22 protein-coding genes and 1 tRNA gene are annotated in these 23,398 nt (G+C 61.0%); 11 read left to right on the plus strand and 12 right to left on the minus strand.

From position 1 onward, the window contains the following. Window positions 1-5: 5 nt before the first annotated feature. Window positions 6-497, minus strand: coding sequence for a helix-turn-helix domain-containing protein (locus DFR46_RS08820; protein WP_147297654.1), 492 nt, complete (start codon window positions 495-497; stop codon window positions 6-8). 73 nt (window positions 498-570) lie between these two features. Next, complete coding sequence (locus DFR46_RS08825) at window positions 571-1,242, minus strand: HAD family hydrolase (RefSeq protein WP_211306401.1); 672 nt, start codon at window positions 1,240-1,242, stop codon at window positions 571-573. A gap of 66 nt (window positions 1,243-1,308) precedes the next feature. On the opposite strand from DFR46_RS08825, the gene DFR46_RS08830 reads away from it, so the two are divergent. The 4 genes from DFR46_RS08830 to DFR46_RS08845 are packed head-to-tail and all read left to right on the plus strand — an operon-like array spanning window position 1,309 to window position 4,733. Beyond that, window positions 1,309-2,418 (plus strand): MlaE family ABC transporter permease, encoded by a 1,110-nt coding sequence (locus tag DFR46_RS08830; protein ID WP_116236115.1) that lies wholly within the window; start codon window positions 1,309-1,311, stop codon window positions 2,416-2,418. A gap of 7 nt (window positions 2,419-2,425) precedes the next feature. Continuing rightward, entirely contained in the window at window positions 2,426-3,199 is a 774-nt protein-coding gene (locus tag DFR46_RS08835; RefSeq protein WP_116236116.1) for an ABC transporter ATP-binding protein, read from the plus strand. 4 nt (window positions 3,200-3,203) lie between these two features. Further along, entirely contained in the window at window positions 3,204-4,148 is a 945-nt protein-coding gene (locus tag DFR46_RS08840; RefSeq protein ID WP_116236117.1) for an MlaD family protein, read from the plus strand. A 9-nt stretch (window positions 4,149-4,157) separates the two neighbouring features. Beyond that, on the plus strand, window positions 4,158-4,733 hold the full coding sequence (locus tag DFR46_RS08845; RefSeq protein WP_211306402.1) for an ABC-type transport auxiliary lipoprotein family protein: 576 nt from the start codon (window positions 4,158-4,160) through the stop codon (window positions 4,731-4,733). A 57-nt stretch (window positions 4,734-4,790) separates the two neighbouring features. Here the strand turns inward: DFR46_RS08845 and pepN are convergent, their stop codons facing one another. Continuing rightward, complete coding sequence (pepN, locus tag DFR46_RS08850) at window positions 4,791-7,391, minus strand: aminopeptidase N (RefSeq protein ID WP_116236119.1); 2,601 nt, start codon at window positions 7,389-7,391, stop codon at window positions 4,791-4,793. Window positions 7,392-7,458: 67 nt separating this feature from the next. Between pepN and DFR46_RS08855 the strand changes: the two genes are divergently transcribed. Both DFR46_RS08855 and DFR46_RS08860 read left to right on the plus strand, forming a co-directional pair. After that, window positions 7,459-8,754 carry a M48 family metallopeptidase gene (locus tag DFR46_RS08855; protein WP_245953769.1) on the plus strand — a complete coding sequence of 432 codons (1,296 nt, stop codon included), beginning with the start codon at window positions 7,459-7,461 and terminating at the stop codon, window positions 8,752-8,754. Window positions 8,755-8,757: 3 nt separating this feature from the next. Continuing rightward, window positions 8,758-9,555 (plus strand): Rossmann-fold NAD(P)-binding domain-containing protein, encoded by a 798-nt coding sequence (locus DFR46_RS08860; protein WP_116236121.1) that lies wholly within the window; start codon window positions 8,758-8,760, stop codon window positions 9,553-9,555. Here DFR46_RS08860 and DFR46_RS08865 read toward each other — a convergent pair. The 7 genes from DFR46_RS08865 to DFR46_RS08890 form a co-directional block, all read right to left on the minus strand. Beyond that, entirely contained in the window at window positions 9,552-10,496 is a 945-nt protein-coding gene (locus DFR46_RS08865; protein WP_116236122.1) for a DMT family transporter, read from the minus strand. The genes DFR46_RS08860 and DFR46_RS08865 overlap by 4 nt on opposite strands. Beyond that, window positions 10,493-11,500 carry a threonine aldolase family protein gene (locus DFR46_RS08870; RefSeq protein ID WP_116236123.1) on the minus strand — a complete coding sequence of 336 codons (1,008 nt, stop codon included), beginning with the start codon at window positions 11,498-11,500 and terminating at the stop codon, window positions 10,493-10,495. The genes DFR46_RS08865 and DFR46_RS08870 overlap by 4 nt, the downstream gene beginning before the upstream one ends. Window positions 11,501-11,531: 31 nt before the next feature. After that, a complete protein-coding gene (locus DFR46_RS08875) occupies window positions 11,532-11,948 on the minus strand; it encodes a response regulator (RefSeq protein WP_147297655.1) in 417 nt (138 codons plus the stop codon). Then, entirely contained in the window at window positions 11,938-12,918 is a 981-nt protein-coding gene (locus DFR46_RS08880; protein WP_211306403.1) for a sensor histidine kinase, read from the minus strand. The genes DFR46_RS08875 and DFR46_RS08880 overlap by 11 nt, the downstream gene beginning before the upstream one ends. Window positions 12,919-13,087: 169 nt before the next feature. After that, window positions 13,088-13,162, minus strand: a tRNA-Thr gene (locus tag DFR46_RS08885). A 27-nt stretch (window positions 13,163-13,189) separates the two neighbouring features. Then, window positions 13,190-13,513, minus strand: a complete 324-nt coding sequence (locus DFR46_RS14890) for a hypothetical protein (protein ID WP_211306404.1) — start codon at window positions 13,511-13,513, stop codon at window positions 13,190-13,192. Continuing rightward, window positions 13,467-15,263, minus strand: coding sequence for an aminopeptidase P family protein (locus tag DFR46_RS08890; protein ID WP_116236126.1), 1,797 nt, complete (start codon window positions 15,261-15,263; stop codon window positions 13,467-13,469). The genes DFR46_RS14890 and DFR46_RS08890 overlap by 47 nt, the downstream gene beginning before the upstream one ends. A gap of 83 nt (window positions 15,264-15,346) precedes the next feature. Here DFR46_RS08890 and DFR46_RS08895 point away from each other — a divergent pair, with 83 nt between their 5' ends. Both DFR46_RS08895 and DFR46_RS08900 read left to right on the plus strand, forming a co-directional pair. After that, on the plus strand, window positions 15,347-17,506 hold the full coding sequence (locus tag DFR46_RS08895) for a S9 family peptidase (RefSeq protein WP_116236127.1): 2,160 nt from the start codon (window positions 15,347-15,349) through the stop codon (window positions 17,504-17,506). A gap of 105 nt (window positions 17,507-17,611) precedes the next feature. Next, window positions 17,612-18,010 carry an acyl-CoA thioesterase gene (locus tag DFR46_RS08900; RefSeq protein ID WP_116236128.1) on the plus strand — a complete coding sequence of 133 codons (399 nt, stop codon included), beginning with the start codon at window positions 17,612-17,614 and terminating at the stop codon, window positions 18,008-18,010. Here the strand turns inward: DFR46_RS08900 and DFR46_RS08905 are convergent. Then, window positions 18,007-19,080 (minus strand): LCCL domain-containing protein, encoded by a 1,074-nt coding sequence (locus DFR46_RS08905; RefSeq protein WP_116236129.1) that lies wholly within the window; start codon window positions 19,078-19,080, stop codon window positions 18,007-18,009. The two genes, DFR46_RS08900 and DFR46_RS08905, sit on opposite strands and share 4 nt — an antisense overlap. A gap of 96 nt (window positions 19,081-19,176) precedes the next feature. On the opposite strand from DFR46_RS08905, the gene DFR46_RS08910 reads away from it, so the two are divergent. Continuing rightward, complete coding sequence (locus DFR46_RS08910) at window positions 19,177-20,793, plus strand: phytoene desaturase family protein (RefSeq protein ID WP_245953770.1); 1,617 nt, start codon at window positions 19,177-19,179, stop codon at window positions 20,791-20,793. Window positions 20,794-20,821: 28 nt separating this feature from the next. Here the strand turns inward: DFR46_RS08910 and DFR46_RS08915 are convergent, their stop codons facing one another. Then, window positions 20,822-21,571, minus strand: coding sequence for an LCCL domain-containing protein (locus DFR46_RS08915; RefSeq protein ID WP_116236131.1), 750 nt, complete (start codon window positions 21,569-21,571; stop codon window positions 20,822-20,824). 184 nt (window positions 21,572-21,755) lie between these two features. On the opposite strand from DFR46_RS08915, the gene pgl reads away from it, so the two are divergent. Both pgl and DFR46_RS08925 read left to right on the plus strand, forming a co-directional pair. Further along, window positions 21,756-22,463, plus strand: a complete 708-nt coding sequence (pgl, locus tag DFR46_RS08920; RefSeq protein WP_116236132.1) for a 6-phosphogluconolactonase — start codon at window positions 21,756-21,758, stop codon at window positions 22,461-22,463. A gap of 356 nt (window positions 22,464-22,819) precedes the next feature. Continuing rightward, window positions 22,820-23,377, plus strand: coding sequence for a PadR family transcriptional regulator (locus DFR46_RS08925; protein WP_162843442.1), 558 nt, complete (start codon window positions 22,820-22,822; stop codon window positions 23,375-23,377). The last annotated feature ends 21 nt before the right edge of the window (window positions 23,378-23,398 follow it).

Genomic DNA, 23,398 nt, shown 5'->3' on the forward strand with positions numbered 1-23,398 from the left:
GTGCGTCAGCGCTCGTACAGGGGGATTCTGGACAGGCTTTTCTCGGCGAGCTCGATCGCATCCATCAGATCGAAGCCCAGTTCCTGATTGAGAGTGCTGAGGGTGCGGGCAACCTCGCGACTGACCCGTTCGACGATCTTGGCATCTGCGCGACCATCGGATGTTAGTCGGCAGAGTTTCCGGCGCTCGTCATCCGGATCGACAGAAACCGCCAATAGGCCGAGCTTTTCCAACGGACCGATACGAGATGCGACAAGTTGGTGCGACTGACCATCGCGCCGCGCCATGTCCGCGATACTCGCCTCGCCATGCTTCAAGAGAAACAACATCACAGACACAGACCGGCCTGGCGTTTGCGCGCCAGCATGGATCAACATCGCCTTAGTCTGCCGTCCGATCAGCGTGTCCAACCGACTAGCCAGATGACCGAGAAAGGCAGGCCTGATTTCAGACAGGTAGGAAAAAGCGCGATCATGATCCACCATTGTATAAGTCACTTCCGGTTACCAAACATATTTGTACAAATATTTGTATTTTAGAGCAGAGTCAAGCTGAAGAGACTGTGCCTGTTTACCCCCAAGCGATAATGCGCCATCCGCGCTTTTCAGCGATTGCGCGGAGTTTGGCGTTTGGATTGGTCGAGATGGGGTCATCCGACCAGTCAAACACCGGCAGGTCAGTCTGGCTGTCGGAATAGAAGCGGACATCCAGATCGTCTCGCGGCAGACCGTGTTCTTCACCCCAGGCCTCGACCATCCGAAGCTTGGCCTCGCCATAGCAATTTTCACCGTCGATTTTTGGCAGGATCGCTTCATCCTCGCCACGCTTAACCAGCGTTCCAATCACATCGTCGAAACCCAGCAGCCGGGCCAGCGGTGCGGCGTAGAAGGCATAGGAGGCGGTTGCCAGAACGAGGCGATATCCATCGGCCTTTTCTTTGGCGATCTGCGCCAAGGCCTGAATATGAACATTGCCCTCCAGGGTCGCCTTGGCGAAACTTTCGGCCATCTCTTTCATTTTCCCGGCATCGACCTGCGAGCCGAGCAACATCGCCTGCATCAATTCCTTGAGGCGCGCACGGTCCAGAGCGCGGACGAGATAGCCTGCAAAGAGGAAGACCAGACCGGGCAGGAAGGCCAGCCTCCAACGCTCATGCCGCCATGCCGCGTGGAGCAGGAAGGGCATATAGGTCGGCCTTTTGGTGATCGTCTTGTCGAGATCGTAAAGCGCGATTTTCGTCATCGTTGCCATCCATAGCATGATGCGCCGTCTTGCCGAGCGTCGATTTTATCCGCACAAGACAGGGCGATGAGTCTCGAGGCGGATTTTACCGAATTGGACGAGGGGGGCGAGCGCGTCGTGCGCTTTTCCGGCCGACTGACCATAGCCCGGCTCGGCGATGTCCCGCAGCGGCTCGATGTACTGGAAGTGCGTCCGGTACGCGCCGACGTTTCCGCCGTAGACCGCGTCGACACGGTCGGCGCATGGATCCTCCACAAGCTCAAGCGCGATTATGGCGCCGAGATTGTCGGGGCCAGCGACTTTGCCGAACGCCTGATCCGGCAGGTCACCATTGCCGACGACCCCGCCAAAACCCATCATGACGATGAAAGCCATCTCCGGCGGATACTCCAGAATGTCGGCGAAGCGACGATAGACGCCCTGTCGAGCCTCAAGGGGCTGCTCGCCTTTTTTGGCGGATTGCTGATCGCCACGGGGACAGTGCTGCGCCATCCGGGCCGCCTGCGCCTCAACGCCGTAGTCCAGCGCTTCGAAACCGTCGGCGTATCGGCCTTGGGCATTGTCGGGCTTATGAGCTTCCTCATCGGTATCGTGATCGCCCAGCAGGGCGCGGTGCAGCTCCGCCAGTTCGGGGCCGAGGTCTTCACGATCAACCTGGTCGGCCGGATCACGACGCGCGAGCTGGGCGTGCTCATGACTGCGATCATGGTAGCGGGCCGGTCGGGCAGCGCTTTTGCCGCGCAGATCGGATCGATGAAACTGGCCGAGGAAGTAGACGCGATGCGCACGATCGGCGTGCCGCCGATGGAAGCGCTGATCCTGCCGCGCGTTCTTGCCACGACATTATTGATGCCGCTCCTCGGTTTCTATTCCACGGTTCTGATGATTATCGGCGGCGGGCTGTTGTGCTGGATCGGGCTCGGAATTCCGCCCGAAACCTTCATTCTGCGCCTGCGAGAGGTCGTCCCGATGACCGATCTGTGGGTCGGGCTGCTCAAGGCGCCGGTCTTCGGGATGATTATCGGGCTCGCCGGCTGTTACCAGGGCATGCAGGTGCGGGGGAATAACGAGGAAGTCGGCCAGCGCACCACCGCGGCCGTCGTCCAGGCCATCTTCCTCGTCATCGTGCTGGATGCCTTTTTCGCAGTGTTTTTCTCGTCGGTAGGCTGGGGTTAGGCTGGCGATGAGCGACGATCCGATCATCTCCGTCCGCGGGCTGCGCAACAGCTTTGGCGAACATGTCGTGCACGAAAATCTCGACATTGACGTGAATAAGGGCGAAATTCTAGGCGTCGTGGGCGGATCGGGTACAGGAAAATCCGTGCTGCTGCGCTCGATCATTGGCCTGCAGGAGCCGGATGTGGGGGAGATCAGCATCTTCGGCGAACGAATCGACTGCGCCACGGCCGAGGAAAATCTCGATCTGCGGCGCCGCTGGGGCGTGCTCTTCCAGAATGGAGCGCTGTTTTCCACGCTCACCGTGGCGGAAAATGTGCAGGTGCCGATCCGCGAATTCTACAAGAATATCGACGAGAGCCTGCTCTGCGAAATTGCAACCTTCAAGATCGTCATGAGCGGCCTTCACGGCGACGATGCCCCCAAATACCCGTCCGAGCTGTCCGGCGGCATGCGCAAAAGGGCGGCGCTGGCGCGGTCCCTGGCGCTCGATCCGGTGCTGTTGTTCCTCGACGAGCCGACGGCGGGGCTCGATCCCATAGGGGCCGCCTCGTTCGACAATCTCATTCTCGAGCTGAAAGAGGCGCTGGGCCTCACAATCTTCCTGATCACCCATGATCTGGATACGTTGCACACGATTTGCGACAGGGTCGCCGTGCTTGCCGACAGGAAGGTGATCGCCAGCGGAACAATCGAAGAATTGCTTGCTCTCGATCATCCTTGGATACAGGAATATTTCAACGGGCCGCGTGGCCGCGCCGCAATGGCAGCGAAAGGTTAAACCGATGGAAAACCGATCGAACCAGATTTTGGTGGGCAGTGTCGTCCTGCTGCTGCTCGCGGCACTCATTCTGTTCACTGTGTGGCTGGCCCGGATCGGCGATGGCAGCGCCAAATCCTATGACATCTATTTTTCGCAATCGGTGGACGGCCTCGCCAGCGGATCGGGCGTCACTTATTCTGGCGTCCCGGTCGGCCAGATCGAGGAAATATCGCTCGTCCCCGACAATCCCGAATTCGTCCGCGTCCGCATCCGGGTGAGCGACGATGTTCCGGTATTGGAGGGAACCAGCGCAACGATTGAGGGGATTGGCTTTACCGGCGTGTCCCAAATCTCTCTCAATGGCGGCATTCAGGGCGCCGACCCGATCGACGAACTGGGCCCCGGCGGCGTGCCGGTTATCCCGACCCGGCCCGGAGCCTTTGGCGAGCTGCTCAACAGCGCGCCTCGACTGCTGGAACGGCTGACGACACTGACCGAAAGGCTGACCGAACTGCTGGGCGACCGCAACCAGAATTCGATCGCCGCCATTCTTGAAAATACCCAGCGCCTTACTGCGGAACTGTCCGCCCAGGGCCCTGAAATAACGGCAACATTGGCGGAAAGCCGGATCGCGATCCGCCAGGCCGGTGTGGCGCTGGAGCAGATTGGCGAACTTGCTGATACCACGGACAATCTGCTCGGCACCGAGGGTGAAGCGCTGATGCGCGATCTGCGCTCGGCCGTGGCTTCGGCGGAATCCAGTATGCAATCTCTCGATCGCACGATCACCGCCGCCGAACCGGGACTCAACGCCTTTTCCGAACAAACCATTCCGGAGATCGGCCAGCTCGTTCGCGATCTCGGAGAGATGTCCGAAGCGATGACGGCGATTTCACAGCGCATCAACCGCGAAGGCGCCGGTTCGCTTGTCGGAACCGCCCGCCTGCCCGATTACGAGCCGCAATAGGAGCCGATGATGAAACGCCTAATTCCATTGATCGCTCTGGCTACGCTTGCCGGCTGTGTCAGCTTCGGATCGACCCCGCCGCCATTCCTTATGACACTCAGCCCGGATCAGCAGATCGAAAGCGGGGAGAGCCGCTCGGCCACCATGGGCCAGGCCATCACGATCCAGCGGCCAGAAGTCCCGCAGAAGCTGATCACCAATCGCCTGCCCGTGCAGACCGGTGAAACGACGATTGCCTATCTGACCAACGCGCTTTGGGTCGATACGCCGAACGAACTTCTGCGCTCGCTCCTGAGCGAGGTTGTGGCGGCGCGAACCGGGCGTGTCGTTCTGGATCCGGCCACCTATTCCGGCGATCCGGGGACAATAATCCGCGGCCAGCTACACGAGTTCGGACTGGATGCGCGGACCAACGAAGTCGTCATCGTCTATGATACGACAATCACCGACAATGCCGGTATCCGCACGCGCCGCTTCGAGCAGCGGGAACCTGTCTTCGAGCAGGATGCACAGACCGTTGCCCAGGCGCTCAACCGTGCGGCGAACCGCATGGCGATTGAATTTTCCGACTGGGTTTCCAGCTAGGCTATCAGGTCTTGCGGGGTGGCCGATTGCGCATCGCGCCGCTCGATACGCAACTGCTCAGCCAAGGCTTTTGGATGCCTGTTCGAACACATCCTTGGATAGGTTGGGTCCTGCCAATATCCGTTCCAGCTCGGCGCGCATCATCGCGCCCCGCTCTTCGTCGAAACGCCGCCATTTACCCAAAGGCGGGAGCAACCGTGCCGCGGTTTGCGGGTTGATCGCATCGGCCTTCAGGATGAAATCGGCAAGGAAGCGATAGCCATGCCCGGACGCGGCATGAAAGGCCCGCTGGTTGCTGCCGAAAGCTCCGACCAGCGACCGCAGCCGGTTGGGATTGTCGATGCTGAAGTCAGGATGGCGGGAAAGCGCCTCTACTGAAGCCAGTGTATCCTCGCGGGTCGAAAGGGCTTGTGCCATGAACCATTTGTCGAGAACCAGCGCATCGTTCCGGTAGCGGTCGTAAAATTGCTCCAGCGCACCGGTGCGTTCCGGCCATTCGCTATTGGCCAGTACGGCAAGCGCGGCCTGCCGATCGGTCATATTGTCGGCGCTTTCGAACTGATCGGTCGCTAACTGCGGCGCCTCGTCCAGACCGCTTGCGGCAACATAGCCAAGCGCCACGGCGCGCAATCGCCGTAGCCCCGTGGCTGCCGGATTATAGGTATAGGCATTGCCGCTCGAAGCCGCATAGGCTGCGCGCCAGTCTTCAGCGAGCGTCTCGCCGAGATCGTCGCGAAGCGCCTCGCGCGCCCGGTGGATCGCTTCCGGTTCCACGATCAACATTTGATCGCCAACGAAACTCTCGCTCGGCAGCAACACCGCCTCGGCAATGAATGCCTTGTCGAGATCGGGATCGGTTAGGGTTTGGCGAACGGCTTCGATAACCGGGTCGTGATCGACGGGCCGTCCTGAAACCGCATCGATGATCGTCTCGACCATCAACTGCTGCATCGCTTCATAGCGCGCGAAGGGATCGTCATCATGGGCGGAAAGGAATGCGAGCGTGGCAGGATCCTTCTCGCTGTCCATCGCGACCGGCGCGGTGAAATCGCGGTTGATCGAAAGCACAGGCGGCTCCCGCAATCCCTCGAAAACAATCTCCTGCTCATTATCGGTCAGCATCACCAGATGCTCGGCGACAATCGGCCTGCCGCTCCGCTCCCCGAGCAATGCCGTTTTCAGCGGAATCGCCATGGGCTTCTTTTCAGGCTGGCCCGGTGTTGCAGGCACGGTTTGCGACAGGGTCAGCACGGCGCTCGCGTCTTCGGCCTCATAGTCGAGCTTTGCCGTTACCTTCGGTGTGCCCGACTGGCTGTACCAGAGCCGGAACTGGCCAAGATCGGTACCGCTGGCATCTTCCATCGCAGTAACAAAATCCTCGCAAGTCGCCGCAGTGCCGTCATGCCGCTCGAAATAGAGATCGGCGCCCTTGCGGAAATCGTGCGGGCCCAGCATGGCGTGCATCATCCGGATCAGCTCCGCGCCCTTGTTGTAGACGGTCGCGGTGTAGAAGTTCGAAATCTCGATATAGCTTTCGGGCCGCACGGGGTGCGCGAGCGGGCCGGCATCTTCCGGAAACTGCGCGGCGCGCAACATCCGCACATCGCCTATCCGGGCGACGGCAGCGGACCCCTGGTCCGCCGAAAATTGCTGGTCGCGAAAGACCGTGAACCCTTCTTTCAGGGAAAGCTGGAACCAGTCCCGGCACGTAACCCGGTTGCCGGACCAGTTGTGGAAATATTCATGCGCGACGACCCCGGCGATGGCTTCGAAATCGGCATCGGTCGCGGTTTCCGCATCGGCCAGGATATAGCGCGAATTGAAGATGTTGAGCGACTTGTTCTCCATCGCCCCGAAATTGAAATCGGAAACCGCGACGATGTTGAACTGCGAAAGATCATATTCACGACCATAGACATGCTCGTCCCAGGCCATCGAGTCCTTCAACGCCTGCATCGCATGGCTGGTCTTGGGCAGATCCGCCTCGCGCACCCAGATCGCCAGCGCGACCTCCTTGCCAGATCGGGTGACAAAGGTGTCGCGATTGGCCGAAAGATCGCCTGCCACCAGCGCGAACAGGTAGCAGGGCTTGGGCCAGGGATCTTCCCAGCGCGCCCAATGGGCGCCGTTTTCGCCGTCCCCGCTCTCGACGCAGTCGCCGTTGGAGAGCAGGACGGGAAAGCGCTTGCGATCCGCCTCCATGCGCACGCTGTAGCGGGTCAACACGTCGGGCCGGTCCGGGAAGAAGGTGATCCGCCGGAACCCCTCGGCCTCGCACTGGGTGCACAAAATTCCGCCCGAAGCGTAGAGCCCCATCAGCTGGCTGTTCTTCTCCGGCAGAATCTCAACCAGCGTCTCCACCGTGGCTTCGCTGCCCGTCAGCGGGATGGTCAGTCGCTCGTCGTCCAGCATCCAGTCGCCATCGTCGAGCTTTTCGCCATTGCGCCGGACTTCGAGCAGTTTGAGTCCTTCGCCATCGAGGCGGAGCGGCTCGTCATGCGCTTCGTGACGAACGACCGTCATGCGCGCGCGAACCAGCGTCCGTGCAGGATCGAGGCTGAAATCGAGCGCTATCTCGGGCACGAGCCAGTCGGGCGGGCTATAGTCTTCGCGCAGGGTGGCGGACGGGATGGCGGAGGCAGATTGCAAATTGGACATGATTGCCGTCTAATCCTCCCGGACCGGCGGCACAATCACGCCGGCCAAGGAAATCGGGGAGCGGGTCATGATTCTGAGATATTTGGCAATCGCCATGGTTGCGGCGTTCGCGATCCTGCCGACAGCGTTATGGGCAACCATCGGGAGCTTCGATCCCGAAACGGCAACCCGGGCCTATACCGATACATTGCAGGGCGCCGCGCGCGACCGGTCCGATGCCTATTTCGAAGGCGGTTACTGGCTGGTCCTCTGGGGCACGATCGTCGCCGTGCTTGCCGAATGGATCCTGCTGCGGACGGGTCTGTCCGCACGCTTCAGGGATTTGGGCGAACGGATCACAAAGCGCCGCTGGCTCGTTCCCGCCCTTTACGCCATTCCCTATGTGATCGTCTCGACGCTGATCGTCCTGCCCTGGACGATCTACACCGGCTTTGTGCGCGAGGGGCATTACGGCCTGATGAATCTGGGCTTCGGGGCCTGGCTGGGCGAACAGGCCATTGGCCTGGGCCTCGGCATCATCGGCATGGCACTGTTCCTGCTGGCGCTGTTCGCTGTTATCCGGCGCTCGCCGAAACGCTGGTGGCTGTGGGGCACCGGTATAATCGCTGCCTTTTTCACCATCGGAATCGCGATCATGCCGGTCTTTGTCAGTCCGCTGTTCAACGATTACACGCCGATGGAAGACGGCCCCCTGCGCGACCGCATCCTCGCCATGGCGGAGGCTCATAATGTGCCGGCCGATAATGTCTATGTGTTCGATCAGTCTCGCCAGCATGACCGGATATCCGCCAATGTCTCGGGCCTTTTCGGCACGATGCGGATATCCCTCAACGACAATCTGCTGGAGCGGAGCACGCCGGAAGAGGTGGAGGCCGTGATGGGCCATGAGCTGGGCCATTATGTTCTCAACCATGTGCTGGTGCTGGTCGTCGTCCTTTCGCTGATCATGGGCCTCGGGCTGTTCGTAACGGCAAAGCTCGCCCCCCGGATATTGGCGCGGCACGGGGAAAAATGGGGCGTGCGCGATATTGGCGATCCGGCGGCCTTTCCGCTGCTTGTGGCGATCCTGACCGTGTATCTGATGCTGATGACCCCGGCGCAGAACAGCCTGGTCCGTATCGTGGAAAGCCAGGCCGACGCCTTCGGTCTCGACGCCGCGCGCCAGCCGGACGGCTTCGCCTCGATCGCGATGAAACTGTCGGAGTACCGCAAGATCGAACCCGGCGCGCTGGAGGAGCTTGTCTTTTTCGATCACCCCTCGGGCCGGACGCGCGTGCGCATGGCGATGGACTGGAAGGCCGCGAATGTGGAAAGCCCGGTGATGGTTGTGCCCCCCGCCCCCGAGGCCGAACCGGAAGGCTGAGCGATGCCGCACATGCTGATCTTCGGGCTGGGCTATACGGCGGGGCGGCTGGCCGAACGGCTGCGCTGCGATGGCTGGACCGTGTCCGCCACCCGGCGCGAGGCCGGGCCGGACGCCATGGCTTTCGACGATGATATCGCGGTGAACAGGGCAATCGGCCAGGCGAGCCATATCCTGTCGTCCGTACCGCCTGCCGAGGGGAGCGATCCCGTGCTCGATCGCTATGGCAAGGCGCTCGCCGACGCGCCCGCCGGCTGGATCGGCTATCTTTCCTCGACCGGCGTCTATGGCGACACCGGCGGGGCCTGGGTCGATGAAAGCGCGCCGACGGGCGGCGGGCGGCGCAAGGCGCGCAGCGAAGCCGATTCCGATTGGCAGACCCTTTCCGCTTCCGTCCGCATATTCCGCCTGCCCGGCATATATGGCCCGGGCCGCTCTATCCTCGACCGTATCCGGGCCGGAAGGGCGCACCGGATCGACCTGCCGGACCAGGTTTTCAGCCGCGTCCATGTCGACGATATCGTGGCCGGGATTGTCGCGGGCCTCGAAGGACCGCCCGGCGTCTATAATCTCGCCGACGACCTGCCGGCGCCCCATAATGACGTGGTTTCCCATGGCTTCCGCCTGCTGGGCATGGAACCGCCGCCGCTCCAGACGATGGACGAGGCCGGGCTCAGCGAAATGGCGCGCGGTTTCTATTCGGAGAACCGCCGGGTGGCGAATGGCAAGGCGAAACGGCTGCTGGGCTGGGCGCCGGCCTATGCCGATTACCGGGCGGGGTTGAGAGCGATCGCGGGCTAGATGGGAAGCCGGGGCCGCCTGGCGCGCCGCGAGCGCATCGCATAAAGCAGCCCGGCAATCGCCAGCACCGCCCCGCTGGCAGCCAGCAGCGACCAGCTATAACCTTCGAACAGCGTCGACAGGATCATCGCGACGATCGGCACGATCACGCTGGTATAGGCGGCCTGCGCCGCGCCGATTTCGCGGATCAGCCCGAAATAGATGGGGAAGGTCACGGCCGAACCGATCACGCCGAGATAGAGTATCCCGGCAAGATAGGCGGCGCGCATTTCGACGACGGGCGGCCCGACCGTCACCAGCGCAAAAGCGGCATTGAAGAGCGTGCCCCAGAGCATGGCCCAGGCGATCAGCGTCAGTATCGGATGCGCCTGCGCACCCTTGCTGGCCTGGAGGATATTGGCGGCGGAAGCGGACATGATCGCCGCCATCGTCAGGCCGATGCCGATGAAAACCGTGCTGCCTCCGACGGGCGCAAGCCGATATTCCCGCACAAAAAGGAGCGCGATGCCTGCGATCGCGATCGCCGATCCGATCACGAAACCGGAGGAGATATGCTGGCCGAGGAATATGCGGCCGAGAATCGCGTTGGGCACCATCAGCAGCGCGAACATCACCGCCACCAGCCCTGATGTGATGTAAAGTTCCGCCCCGTAGACAAAGTTGAAGTTGAATGCGAACTGACTGCAACCTAGCAGGATCGCCCAGAACTGGCCGCGTCGATCGAGCATCAGCGGTTGCCGCCGGATGAGGATGACAAGAAACATCGCCAGGCTCGCCGCAGCGAATCGGTAGCTGACCGACCAGACCGGCGGCACGCTGGCGATCTGGTCCTTGATGACGATCCAGGTTGAACCCCAGATCAGCGAAATCAGCAAAAAAGAAAGCAGGATCCGCGGCGTCCAGAAACTGGTATCCGCGTCCGCCGCTGCGGGCTGATTCATAGCGCTGCGATCGCCTCGGCAAGCGGCCGGACTTCCTCGGCACCCTGATCCCAGCTCGTCACGAACCGGGCCTCGCCAATGCCCCAGTCATAAAAATCGAAACCCGCCGCGCGCAGCGATGCCGCCTCGTCCGCCGAAAGCGTGATGAAGACCTCATTCGCTTCCACCGGAAAAACCAGCCTGTCGGGCGCCGCCTTGGCGATCAGCCGCGCCCCGGCATTGGCCGCGCGCGCATTGGTAAGCCAGAGATCGTCATCGAGCATCGCGAGTATCTGCGCCGCGAGATAACGGCCCTTGGAAAGCAGGTGCCCGCCGCGCTTGCGGCGATAGCGGATTTCCGCCGCCTTTTCGCGCGCATCACCGAACAGGAGCAGGGCTTCGGCAGACATACCGCCATTCTTCACACAGCCGAAGCTTAGAATATCGACGCCGGCGCGCCAGGTGATATCGGCAGGGGCGCACTCGCGATGGGCAACCGCATTGGCAAAGCGCGCGCCGTCCATATGCAAGTTCCAGCCCAGCGCATCGCACAGATCGCCCAGGGTCCGAACCTCGTCCGGACTGTAGACCATGCCGTATTCGCTTGCCTGGGTGATGGAGAGCGCACCGATCTGCATCTGGTGCACATCGTCGCGGATTGATGCCGCCAGCCGTTCGACCTCGTCAGGCGCGAGCTTCGCGCCATCCCCCTTGCCCAGCAGCAGCTTCGCACCATGGGTGTAGAATTCCGGCGCACCGCATTCATCATTCTGGATATGCGCTTCCTCATGGCAGACGATCGCACCGTGCGGCGGGCACAGGGCCGCCAGCGCCAGAGCATTGGCCGCCGTTCCTGTTGACACCCACAGCGCCGTCACATCGGTTTCGAAAATCTCGGAAAAAGCGCCGTCGAGCCGCTGGCTCAGCGCATCGTCGTCATAGGCCGTATCGACACTGTTCGCCGCCGCCAGCGCATTGAGCACGGGCTGGCATACAGAGGCCGCATTGTCGGAGAAGAAACGCATGGCATCCGCATGGTATGCGGACGTGAAAACGTCAACCGATCCGGCCGATCCGATCGCTGGTTTCGTCGGGCCGGTCCTGCAACAGAGCGGTTCGGATTTCTTCCAGGCCAAGCGGTTTGCGCAACAATGGCGCGGTGATGTTCTTGGCATCATATTTCGAATCATAACCGGAGGCGAAGACAAACCGGATGTTCCGCTCGTGCAATTCCTTTGCCAGCGGCAACGAATTCTCTTTGCCGAGATTGATGTCGAGAAAGGCAAAATCGAAATCCTGCGAATCCACCAGGCCTCTCGCATCGGCCAGTGTGGACGCATGGCTCACATCGCAGTTGCACAGCGACTGGATCATATCCTCGAGCATGAAGGCGAGCATATGCTCATCCTCCACGATGAGAATTTTCTCGGGCATCTTCTCGTTCATCGTCCCCCCGGTCGATTTACTGGTCACCGGCACCCTCCAGTGGAGCCAGGAGCGTATAATTCAATCCTGTTTCCCGATAGTCCAGCTTTGTTTCGCCCTGGAAGTCGCCGGGCAATATCCGTGTCAGCAGGGTCGATCCGAAACCCGAACGCTCCGGAGCGATGCAGGCCGGCCCGCCCTGCTCGGCCCATTCGAATTGCAGAAATGTATCGCCGTCCCGCCTGACCTTCGTCCAGTGCAGCGATACCGTGCCCGCGTCGTTCGAGAGCGCACCATATTTGATCGCATTGGTGGTCAGCTCGTTGATCGCCATAGCCAGCGTCAACGCCTGTCGCGCCCCGAGCCGAACCCGGTCCCCTTTGAGCGTAACCCGGCGTGCGCGTTCAAGATCGAAGGGCCGCAGCGCGCGCTGCACGACCTCACGAAAATTGGCGCCTGTCCATTTTTCATCGGTCAGAATGTCGTGCGCGCTTGAAAGAGCCTGGAGCCGGCCAGTGAAATCCCCGCGCGCATCGGCGATCGGCTCGTCCTTGCGAAAGGACATATGGGCAACCGCCTGAACGGTGGCGAGCGTGTTCTTCACCCGGTGATTGAGTTCATTGATCAGCGTTTTGAGATGTTCTTCGTCCGCCTTGCGCTTGCTGATATCCTCAACCAGCGAAATGCAGAAATCGGGTTCGCCGTTAATGTCCCGCTGCAGGCCGACCGTAAGATTGCCCCAGATCAGTTCGCCATCCTTGCGAATATAGCGTTTTTCCATCTGGTAGTACAGAATTTTGCCTGCAATCAGCGCCTTGAGCTGATCCAGGTCCGATTTCAGATCGTCGGGATGGGTGATATCCTGAAATGTGAGGCCCAAAAGCTCATCATGTTCGTAGCCCAGGGTTTCCAGCAGCCGCTTATTGACGCGGAGCCAGGAGCCGTCGAGGCCAACATGCGCAATGCCGATAGCCGCATTCTCGAAGGTAGCGTCAACAAGTTGGAGGTTAGTCAGCATGTCCTCCGAGGAATGATACATTCAACCCACCTGGCCATTCCGGCTCGCTAAAACTCAACGGCGATAGATTGCGGTCTCTTGCGAACCTTTCATCTAATCGAGTCCAACCCTAGCCATCACAGGTAAACGGATTGTTAACTGTATAAACCATGTCACTGGAGGAGGAAAATGGTGCTGCTAGAGAGAATTGAACTCTCGACCTCACCCTTACCAAGGGTGCGCTCTACCACTGAGCTACAGCAGCGTACCATTTGCCGGAATGCGGGCGTGCCTATGGCGGTGTGCAGGCCATTTTGTCAAGCTTAGCCTTGGCAGGCAGACCGTATATTGTCACTGTCAGGCCATGACCGACAAAGACGAACGCGCGAAAAGGCTGGCCGAAGAGCTGCGCAAGAATTTGCGCCGTCGCAAGGGGCAGGCGCGCGAGCAGGAAAAAGGCCCGGAGAAAGCCTGAACCGTCATCGCCGATATTGCTGGGCTCCCGCAGACAGATCACGATATCGCCTGCTGCACGGTTGCCGCCAATCGCTGCTTCGCCGCCCCGGCGATCAATCGAGCGGCGCGCAGACTTCGCCCAGCCAGGCCGCGGTCGCATCGTCGAGCTGCGGACCGATCCTGGCAATCACATCGGCATGATAACCATCCACCCAGTCGCGTTCGGCCTGGGTCAGCAGGCTCGTATCGATCAGCTTATGATCGATCGGTGCGAAGGTCAGCGTCTCAAAGCCGAGCATGGTGGCCTCGCCACCTTCGATCTCGCGTTCCTCAATCGCAACCAGATTCTCGATCCGGATGCCATATTCGCCGGCCTTGTAATATCCCGGCTCGTTGGAAAGGATCATCCCGGCATGGAGTGGCTCATCCCAGCCACTGCCCGGATAATTGGCCGCGCTGATCCGCTGCGGCCCCTCGTGCACGCCGAGATAGGCACCAACGCCATGGCCCGTGCCATGGCCGTAATCGAGGCCCGCCTGCCACAGATGCATGCGCGCGAAGCTGTCGAGCTGGCTGCCGCGCGTCCCCTGCGGGAATATTGCCGTTGCGAGGGCGATATGGCCCTTGAGCACGCGGGTGAACCGGTCCCGCATCTCGTCGGTCGGCGTGCCGACGATGATCGTGCGCGTAACATCGGTCGTGCCGTCCGGATACTGGCCGCCGGAATCTACTAGATAAATCTGGTCCATCTCTAGCGGGATGCTGGATTCTTCCGTCACCCGGTAATGGGGAAGCGCGGCATGCGGCCCGGCCCCTGAAATCGTATCGAAAGAGAGGTCGCGGAGCAGTGCGTTTTCCGAGCGAAATTCCTGAAGCCGCTTTGCCGCCGACATTTCCGTCACGCCGCCTTTCGGTGCTTCGAGAGACAGCCAGTGGAGGAAACGCACCAGAGCCGCGCCATCGCGTTCATGCGAATCCCGGGAACCCTGAAGCTCGGCCGCATTCTTGATCGCCTTGGGAAGGACCGCCGGTTCGGTTTGCGGCATGATCGTCGCCCCGGCGTCGTCGAGCGCCTGGAAAATCGCCGACACTGCGCGTTCGGGATCGGCAATGACTTTCTTGCCCTTGAGACCAGCCAGCGAGCCCCTGAAAGCGCTGCGCTCATGCACGCGCACGCCATTGCCGAGATGGCGCAATACATCGTCGTTCATCTTGTCGGGATCGACATAAAGATCCGCCGTCGCATCCTTGTGGACGATCGCATAGGCGAGCGCGACCGGTGTGTGATCGACATCGGCACCGCGGACATTCAGCGTCCAGGCGATCGAATCGAGTGCCGCTAGTACGGCAGCGTCGATATTTGCATCGGCCATTTCATCGGCCATTTCCTGGCGCTTCTGTGCGGAAGACTTGCCGGCATAGCTGTCATCATGAACGATCAGCTTGGCATCGGACGGCAGCGGCTTGTCCGGCCAGACGGCGTCGATAGGATTGGTATCGACGGCCACCAGTTCGGCACCTTTTTCGGCCAGAGCCTTTTCCGCCGACTTCACCCATTGGCGCGTGTGAAGCCACGGATCATAGCCGATCCGCGCGCCATTGTCGGTATGCTCGGCCAGCCACTCGGCGATGCTCGTCGCGGGAACGCCGACATATTCCCAATGCTTGCCATCGACCTGTTCGCGCACCTGGATGGTGTAGCGCCCATCTGTGAAGATCGCCGCTTCTTCCGAGAGCACAGCCGCCGCGCCCGCCGATCCCTGAAAGCCAGTCAGCCAGGACAGCCGCTGTGCATATTCGCCGACATATTCGCTCATATGTTCGTCGGTCAGCGGGATCACGAAACCGGCGAGCCTTCGTGAGGCAAGCTCTTCGCGCAGGGCTTTCAGACGGTCTTCATAGCTGGACATGGCAATTGGCCTTTTTGATCGTTACTAGCGGTTCTCATACCCAAGCGCGCGACCGTGCGCCACCGCTTGAAAGGTTAAATGCCATGACTTCCAGCCGATTGATCGCCGCCGCCAGCCTGCTCGCGCTCGCCAGTCCCGCTCCTGCCCAAGAAGAAAGCCCGTCCGTGTCCGAAACCGCCGCTTCCGCCTTGCCCGCACCGCCCGTCGCCGACCGGCGACCGCACAGCTTCACGATGCACGGCATTACTGTCGAAGATCCGTATTTCTGGCTGAAGGACCAGAGCTACCCTGAAATCGACGATGCGGATATCCTCGCCTATATCAACGAAGAAAACGCTTTTTTCGAAGCGGTTATGGCGCCACACCAACCCCTTATCGACACGCTCTACGCCGAAATGCGCGGGCGTTTGCCGGAAAATGATTCCAGTGTTCCTATTCCCGATGGCGCGTTCGAATATTGGTATGCCTATGACGAGGGCCAGGAGTATCGCAAATGGTATCGCCGCCCGATCGGCAGCACTGGCGAAGATCAATTGCTGCTCGACGAAAATGCGCTGGCCGAGGGTCATGAGCAGTTCAGCCTTGGCACGATCGCGATCAGCCCCGATGGTCGGCTGCTCGCCTATTCGACCGATACCGATGGCGCGGAACGTTACATATTACGCTTCCTGAACCTGGAAACCGGGGAGGTCTTTGCCGACGCGATTCCCGGTACGCTCGGCGATATCGTATGGGCCGCCGATTCCAGCGCTGTCGTCTATACGCCGGTCGACGATAACTGGCGCAGCAAGGTTGCGATGCTGCACCGCCTCGGTACCGAAGCAAGCGCCGATATCGAACTGTACCGCGAAACCGAAGAAGGCATGGAAATCGGCATCGACCAGACCCAGTCGCGCCGCTTCCTGACGATTGGAGCCGGGGACAATGTTTCCAGCGAAGTCCGACTGGTGCCGCTCGCCGACCTTGCCGCCGAGCCGGTCCTGGTCGCGCCGCGCGTCGCCAACCGGCTCTACGATGTCGAGGAGCGGGGCGGCACGCTCTATATCCATACCAATGACGGCCATGTGAATTTTCGCGTGGTCACGGCGCCGGTCGAAAATCCCGGCGACTGGACCGAGCTGATCGCGGGCTCGGACGATTTCTACATCACCGGCCTCACCGCGTTTCAGGACTTCTACACAGTCGAGGGCCGCGAGCGCGGACTCGATCAGGTCGAAATCCGCCGCTATGGCGAAGGCGAGCCAACCCGGATCGCGTTCCCCGAAGCCAGCTATGCCGCCAGCCTTGGTCCGGTCGCCGAATTCGATACAGACACGATCCGCATCGATTACGAGTCGATGGTCACGCCGGACACCGACTATAGCTATAATCTTGAGACCGGCGCGTTGACGACGCTCAAGGTCCAGCAGATTCCCTCCGGTTACGACGCCAGCCAATATGTAACGGAAAGGCTTGAGATCGAGGCGCGCGACGGCACGATGGTTCCGGTCAGCCTGGTCCATCGTGCCGATACCGAAATCGGCCCCGACACGCCCGTCCACCTCTATGCCTATGGCGCCTATGGCTATGCGATTCCGCCGACATTTTCGACGCGCCAGCTCAGCCTCACCAATCGCGGCTTCATCTTCGCCATCGCCCATGTCCGCGGCGGCGACGACCTGGGCTATCAATGGTATCTCGACGGCAAGCTCGAACAGCGCACCAACACCTTCAACGATTTCGAGGATGTTGCACGCGGACTTATCGCGCGTGGCTATACCAGCGCGGGCCGGATCGTCGCCTCGGGCGGATCAGCGGGCGGTGAACTGGTTGGCGTGATCGCCAATCAGGCGCCGGAGCTGTTCGGTGCGATCGTCGCCGAAGTGCCCTTTGTCGATGTCCTCAACACGATGCTCGACACATCGCTGCCGCTAACGCCGGGCGAATGGCCCGAATGGGGCAACCCGATCACCGATCCGGACGCTTTTCGCCTCATCCAGAGCTATTCGCCCTATGACAATGTCAATGCGCAGGATTATCCGCCGATGATGATTACCGCCGGCCTGAACGATCCGCGTGTGACCTATTGGGAACCGGCCAAATGGACGGCGCGGCTGCGCCATCTGCGTACCGATGACAATCTGACTGTGCTGCGTACCAATATGGGCGCGGGCCATCAGGGGCAGTCAGGCCGGTTCCAGGCCCTGCGCGAGGAAGCCCAGGCCATGGCCTTCATGCTGACGCAGCTGGATGTGGAGCAGTAAAAAAAGAACCGTTCGGGCTGAGCCTGTCGAAGCCCTGCTCTTTCTTTTGTGCAGCCGAGAGTGAAGAACAGCCCTTCGACAACCTCAGGGCAAACGGAATTTAGGATGAGTTTTTCCCACACCGTCACCGCCCGGCCCGAGCATATCGACGAGCTCGGCCATGTGAACAATGCGGTCTGGGTCCAGTGGATTCAGGATCTCGCCGTCGCCCATTGGACGGCGGTTGCCGCCCCTGAACATGTCGCGGCCTATATCTGGGTCGTGATCCGGCATGAGATCGACTATCTGCGCCCGGCGCTGGAAGGCGATACAGTGACCGGCACGACATGGATCGAAGAGCCGCCCATGGGCGCGCGCTTCAACCGCTATATGGAATTCACCGGCAAAGACGGAAAGCCCTGCATCCGCGCCAAAACGACATGGGCGATGATCGGCCGGGCAAGCGGCCGGCCATCGCGCGTTACGCCGGAAATCGCGGCACCCTTCCTGCCGGACCGCGGTTAACGGCCGAAACGGAAACTGTAATTTGCGCCGGGCGCATCCAGCGTCGCGACGCCGTTGCGACTGGAACCGCGAAACCGGCTCTGCCTTCCATCGGGAATGACGGTTACGATGCCGCCCCGGCTTCCAACCGCGCCGGCATGGCGGGCAGCATGGCAAATCGCCGAGCGTTCACTATAGACATTCGTCCCATAAACCTGCCCCGCGCTGACGCCGGTCCGCGTACAGCGGCACTGCAAACTGCCGCGAACAGCCCTCAGGCCCAGGCCATAACCCGGGCAGTTTTCGATCCGGCCATCCGATTGTGGTGGCAAAGGCGGATAGGGAACATTGGGCGGAACATACCCCCCATCGCCCGGATTCTCCCCACGATCTACGAAGATATAGCTTCCCTGCCAGCGGCCATAATCGCTTGACCGAACCCCGTTGCGACGGCTTCCCTCATAAGAGGATTGGCCCCGCCGCATATCGAGAGTCACCACTCCGCCGCGATTTCCAATCACGCCGTCATGAACAGCCGCGCGGCATATATGCGAATCGTCCGTGTAAATGCGGGTGCCCCAAACTCGGCCGCTCCTCGTTGCGCCGGCATCGCACTGACATTGCTGTCGGCCGCGCCTTCCGCGCCACTGCGTGGCGTTTGACGGGCAATTTTCAATATACCCGCCACCGCCCGGCTGCCCGCCATAATCGCCGCCGGCGAACCGAAAGCTACCCTGCCAACGGCCGTAATTTTGCGAGCGCACCCCATTTCGCCGCGATCCCTGATACGAACTGCGTCCGCCGAGGAAAACGACGCGAACATTGCCGCCGCGCTCGGAAATGCGGCCGTCATGCACGGCGGCCCGGCATATCCGCGAATCGTCAGTAAATATCTCCGTGCCCCAGACAGTCCCGCTGCGCGATGCCCGCGCGCTGCAATGACAGGTCACTGCGCCATTGCGACCGCGATACTGGACGGCGTTTCCAGGGCAATCATTCACACGCTGCAGCATGGCCTCACCGGGGGTCGCGACGGGCACCGAGAACAACGCAAAAAGCGACAGCAGGAACGGGATGGCAATACGCGGCATGATGGCTCCTTCCACCAATGCGCCGTCAGCGCGGCGCACGGAACAATTGGTCGCGACCCCATTTGTCTGGCCCCATATTCAACCCAATGACCGGAGATGGCAACAGCTGACAGCCCGCCTTCCGCAGCCTATGGCCATTCCATGGCAAAACGCTCGGCACTCATTATCGGCGCTGGACATAACGGCCTGGTCTGCGCCTGGTATCTGGCGCGGGCCGGCTATCGCGTCGAGATACTGGAGACCCGCGACATTGTCGGCGGCGCGGCCGTCACCGAAGAATTCCATCCCGGCTTTCGCAATTCGACCGCCAGCTACACTGTCGGACTACTCGACCCCGGCATTGCCAAAGAAATGCGGCTTGCCGAGCATGGGCTGACCATCGTCGACCGTCCGGTGGCCAATTTCCTGCCGCTCGACGATCGGAACTATCTGGTAATGGGCGGTGGCCAGAGCGCCGAACAGGTCGCGAAGTTCTCACGGGCCGACGCCGCCATGCTGCCTGAATATGAGCGCAGGCTCAACGCGGCGGCAAGCCTGCTACGCTATCTGACGAAAACCATCCCGCCCAACGCCAGCGGCGGGCTGGACGATCTGTTCCGTGCGATCGGCCAGGCGCGGGCGGCTCTCAAACTGCCGCTCGAGGCACAGCGCGATGCAGTCGACCTGTTCACCCGGTCGGCGCGCGAATTTCTGGACGGGTTCTTCGAGAGCGATCCGGTGAAAGCGGTCTTCGGTTTCGACAGCGTAGTCGGCGCGTATCACAGCCCCGACACGCCGGGATCGGCCTATGTCCTCCTTCACCATGTGTTCAACGAGGTGAACGGCAAGCCCGGAACATGGGGCCATGCCATCGGCGGGATGGGTGCGATCACCCAGGCCATGGCCGCGGCGTGCCGCCGGGAAGGCGTGACCATCCGGACGGATGTGCCGGTCGGCAGGGTATTGGTTGCAAAGGGAAAAGTTGAGGGCGTGGAAACCGCAGCAGGTGAACGTATCGCCGCCGATCTCGTTATCGGCAATGTCCACCCCAAGCGGCTGCTGCTCGAAATGGTCGATCCCGATGCCCTCGATCCGGCCTTTCGCAAGCGGATGGAACACCATGTTTCGGGGTCGGGCACATTCCGGATGAATGTCGCGCTTTCCGAGCTGCCCCGCTTTACCTGCCTGCCCGAATCCAGCCCGCACCTGTCGAGCGGTATCATCATGGCGCCCAGCCTCGACTATATGGACCGGGCCTTCCAGGATGCGCGCGCGCACGGCTGGTCGAAACAGCCGATCGTCGAAATGCTCATCCCCTCGACGCTGGACGACAGCCTCGCGCCCGAAGGCGCGCATGTCGCCAGCCTCTTTTGCCAGCAGTTCGATCCGGCGCTGGACTGGGACGTGCACCGCGATGCCGCGATCGAGACGATCCTCGATTGCGTAGAGGCGCATGCGCCCGGTTTCCGCGCGAGCGTCGTCGGAAAACTGGCCCTTTCGCCGCTCGATCTCGAACGACGGTTCGGTCTGATCGGCGGCGATATTTTCCATGGCCGCATGTCGCTGGACCAGCTTTGGGCCATGCGGCCGATGCTGGGGATAGCCGATCACCGGATGCCGGTGCCGGGCCTCTATCTGTGCGGCTCGGGTGCGCATCCGGGCGGCGGCGTCACCGGCCGACCCGGGCGCAACGCGGCAACCGCTGTCATCAGGGACGGACGGCGGTTCTTCTAAACCGCCGTCCTTTGGCCTTTGGGCTGGCTCAGCCCTTATCGTCTTCGAATTCGAAGCTGCCGGACCAGGCGCCATAGTCGCGGGATTCGACGCCATTGGCTTCCGAACCCGAATAGCTTTCCTGCCCGTCGACGATAGTGAAGGTCACATCGCCGCCATCGCCGGTGACAATCCCGGCATGCAGTGCAGCGCGGCAAACCCCGGAGTCATCGGTATAGGTTCCGCTGCCCCACACCGTGCCGTCCTCCGTCGCCTGCGCCGTACAGCTGCACTGCACCGCCTCTTCGGTTCCGCGGAGCTGCCGGGCATTGCCGGGACAGGCTTCCAGTGCGGCCGTCTCTTCGCCTTCCGGTTCGCCGAGCTCTGCGCCTTCAAAGGCGAAACTGCCGCCCCAGCTGCCCCACTGGCGGGTTTCCACTCCATTGGCTTCGGAAGCGGTGTAGGAATCGCGCCCGTCCATGAAATTGATCGTGACATTTGCCGGTTCATCGCCAACCAGGCCGGCATGCATGGCCGCGCGGCAAACCGCTGAATCGTCCGAATAGGGCCCCGCACCCCAGACGGTGCCCGCCTCTGCGGTCTCGGTAGAACATGAGCAGGTGAAGGCGTCGGTGGAACCTCGCATGTCCTGCACCCGGTCCGGACAGGCATCGGCAAGCGGTTCGACTTCCACAGCGGGTTCTTCGACGGGTTCGTCGGGCGCTGTACCGCCGCACGCGGCGAGCAAAGCGCCGGACATCGCAACTGTCGCAAAATTAATTATGGAATGTCGTTTCATTATTCGTTCCCCTATCGATGACTGTGTTGCGCCCGGCCCGGTTACCGCGACTCAAAATCATTGTTTTGGCGGTAAAAGAGTATTGAGTATCTTTTCGGCGGTTGCAAATCTCGCCCGGCACTGGCCTTCGCCGGTGCAGCGTTTATGAGAGGGAACAGACAGAAATGAGCGGAGCTCCGAGCAGATGATTGAAGCGGAATGGTGGGAATTCGAGGATAACAAGACGCTAGCCAGCGAAGTGGCCGGCGATATCGGGTTCATCATCGAACGGGCGATCGAAACCAATGGCAAGGCCGAACTGGCCCTTCCCGGCGGACGGACACCGACCCCGATATTGGAAACCCTCGCCAAGCGCGATTTCGACTGGTCGAAGGTCCGGGTTTTCCCGACCAACGAACGGATTGTCCCGGAAAATAGCGAACACAGCAATTACGAGATGTTGAAACGGATCCTGGGCGCAGTCGGCGCAACGGTAGAGCCGCTGATCGATCATGCGCAAAACTGGAGCACAAAAGAAGCCGGGATGAGCGCCGATGCGCGGCTTGCCGGGTTCAGCTGGCCCGTCGATCTCGTCTGGATCGGCATGGGCGAGGACGGATCGACGGCTTCAATCTTCCCGGGCCAGATGGACGATGCGATCAACGCGCCCAAAAGCCGCCGCGCCGTCGGCGTCTCGCCCGATCCGGCACCGGAAAGCGCGCCGTTCGATCGCGTCACGCTGACCCGGAGCGCATTGCTCAGCGCCCACACGATGATCGTCACCCTTGCCGGGCAGAAAAAACGCGACCTGCTCGAAAAGGCGATCGAAGACGGCCCCTTGTCGAGCGTGCCGATCGGCCGCGTACTGGCCGAGGTGGAGATACCTGTCGATATCTATTGGAGCGCGACCTAGGCCTGCCTCTCCCGATTTTCGCCCATACCGGCTGGGCCATGAATATGGACGGGCTGCAGCCGCGGCATTAAAAACCGGCCTTTGCCTCCCCTCACTGTTCCCGCCCGGACAACGTCGCCGACGTCTGTGCGACCGATCCGGAGGACCGGCCAAATCGATCGCGATTCAATTTCCTTATCCGGAACTAAAGGTTTCGCGACCTGAATACACGTTTATTTTCAAGGAATTACCTTGATACCAAATCTGAAATATTACTATTCGAATGTTTCTCCAAACTTGTGCAAAATTGCGCGATGTGACAGTCCGCCCTATCAGGCATTGCGATGAGTTCGGACAGGGGTCGAATACAAACCGAGATGACTGCACAAGAGACGCCGCAGACACTTACCGATCACGAAGGCTCTCTTCTGTCCCTCGTCCATCGGCTTCAGCCGATTACGGCCTATAAAGTCGCGAAATTCTATCAGGATTCGCCCGTTGCCAGCGTCAACAAGAGCATGGGCCAAGTTTATCCCATGATCAGCCGGTTTTCGAAGGACGGCCTGATCGAAGGCCATCAGGTCGAAGACGATGCGCGCGGAACCGAAGTCTGGCGGACTACGGCCAAGGGCGAGATCGCGCTCAAGGCGTGGCTCCAGGAATTCAAGCCGCTACAGCTGATTCCGCACGATACGCTCGGAACGAAAGTTCTGTCGTTCGGCCTGCTGACCCATCAGGAACGGCTGGACTGGGTTTTGGAAGCGAAGGCGGAACTGGAGAAAAAACAGGCGGAGCTGGACGCCTATCACCGGAAATCCGACGAGCCTTTTCAGTCCTTCGCCCATGACAATGCGGTAAGCATCCTGCGCGCGCGGATGGACTGGCTCGATCGCGTCCTGTTCGATCTGGTCAAAAGCTCTTCCGCGAACCAATAAAAATGGCGGGGGTGGGACTTC

Source organism: Parasphingopyxis lamellibrachiae, from assembly GCF_003385775.1.
In the GTDB taxonomy this organism is placed as follows: Bacteria; Pseudomonadota; Alphaproteobacteria; order Sphingomonadales; family Sphingomonadaceae; genus Parasphingopyxis; species Parasphingopyxis lamellibrachiae.

Excerpts from the sequence above, each read along its gene's own strand:
- DFR46_RS08925 (WP_162843442.1), top strand. The coding sequence starts at position 22,820 with ATGACTGCACAAGAGACGCCGCAGACACTTACCGATCACGAAGGCTCT.
- DFR46_RS08840 (WP_116236117.1), top strand. The coding sequence starts at position 3,204 with ATGGAAAACCGATCGAACCAGATTTTGGTGGGCAGTGTCGTCCTGCTG.
- pgl (WP_116236132.1), top strand. The coding sequence starts at position 21,756 with ATGATTGAAGCGGAATGGTGGGAATTCGAGGATAACAAGACGCTAGCC.
- DFR46_RS08865 (WP_116236122.1), bottom strand. The coding sequence starts at position 10,496 with ATGAATCAGCCCGCAGCGGCGGACGCGGATACCAGTTTCTGGACGCCG.
- DFR46_RS08915 (WP_116236131.1), bottom strand. The coding sequence starts at position 21,571 with ATGAAACGACATTCCATAATTAATTTTGCGACAGTTGCGATGTCCGGC.
- DFR46_RS08835 (WP_116236116.1), top strand. The coding sequence starts at position 2,426 with ATGAGCGACGATCCGATCATCTCCGTCCGCGGGCTGCGCAACAGCTTT.
- DFR46_RS08895 (WP_116236127.1), top strand. The coding sequence starts at position 15,347 with ATGACTTCCAGCCGATTGATCGCCGCCGCCAGCCTGCTCGCGCTCGCC.
- DFR46_RS08905 (WP_116236129.1), bottom strand. The coding sequence starts at position 19,080 with ATGCCGCGTATTGCCATCCCGTTCCTGCTGTCGCTTTTTGCGTTGTTC.
- DFR46_RS08910 (WP_245953770.1), top strand. The coding sequence starts at position 19,177 with ATGGCAACAGCTGACAGCCCGCCTTCCGCAGCCTATGGCCATTCCATG.
- DFR46_RS08900 (WP_116236128.1), top strand. The coding sequence starts at position 17,612 with ATGAGTTTTTCCCACACCGTCACCGCCCGGCCCGAGCATATCGACGAG.
- DFR46_RS08825 (WP_211306401.1), bottom strand. The coding sequence starts at position 1,242 with ATGACGAAAATCGCGCTTTACGATCTCGACAAGACGATCACCAAAAGG.
- pepN (WP_116236119.1), bottom strand. The coding sequence starts at position 7,391 with ATGTCCAATTTGCAATCTGCCTCCGCCATCCCGTCCGCCACCCTGCGC.
- DFR46_RS08860 (WP_116236121.1), top strand. The coding sequence starts at position 8,758 with ATGCCGCACATGCTGATCTTCGGGCTGGGCTATACGGCGGGGCGGCTG.
- DFR46_RS08855 (WP_245953769.1), top strand. The coding sequence starts at position 7,459 with ATGATTCTGAGATATTTGGCAATCGCCATGGTTGCGGCGTTCGCGATC.
- DFR46_RS08870 (WP_116236123.1), bottom strand. The coding sequence starts at position 11,500 with ATGCGTTTCTTCTCCGACAATGCGGCCTCTGTATGCCAGCCCGTGCTC.
- DFR46_RS08845 (WP_211306402.1), top strand. The coding sequence starts at position 4,158 with ATGAAACGCCTAATTCCATTGATCGCTCTGGCTACGCTTGCCGGCTGT.
- DFR46_RS08880 (WP_211306403.1), bottom strand. The coding sequence starts at position 12,918 with ATGCTGACTAACCTCCAACTTGTTGACGCTACCTTCGAGAATGCGGCT.
- DFR46_RS08890 (WP_116236126.1), bottom strand. The coding sequence starts at position 15,263 with ATGTCCAGCTATGAAGACCGTCTGAAAGCCCTGCGCGAAGAGCTTGCC.
- DFR46_RS14890 (WP_211306404.1), bottom strand. The coding sequence starts at position 13,513 with ATGCGACCGCGGCCTGGCTGGGCGAAGTCTGCGCGCCGCTCGATTGAT.
- DFR46_RS08830 (WP_116236115.1), top strand. The coding sequence starts at position 1,309 with ATGAGTCTCGAGGCGGATTTTACCGAATTGGACGAGGGGGGCGAGCGC.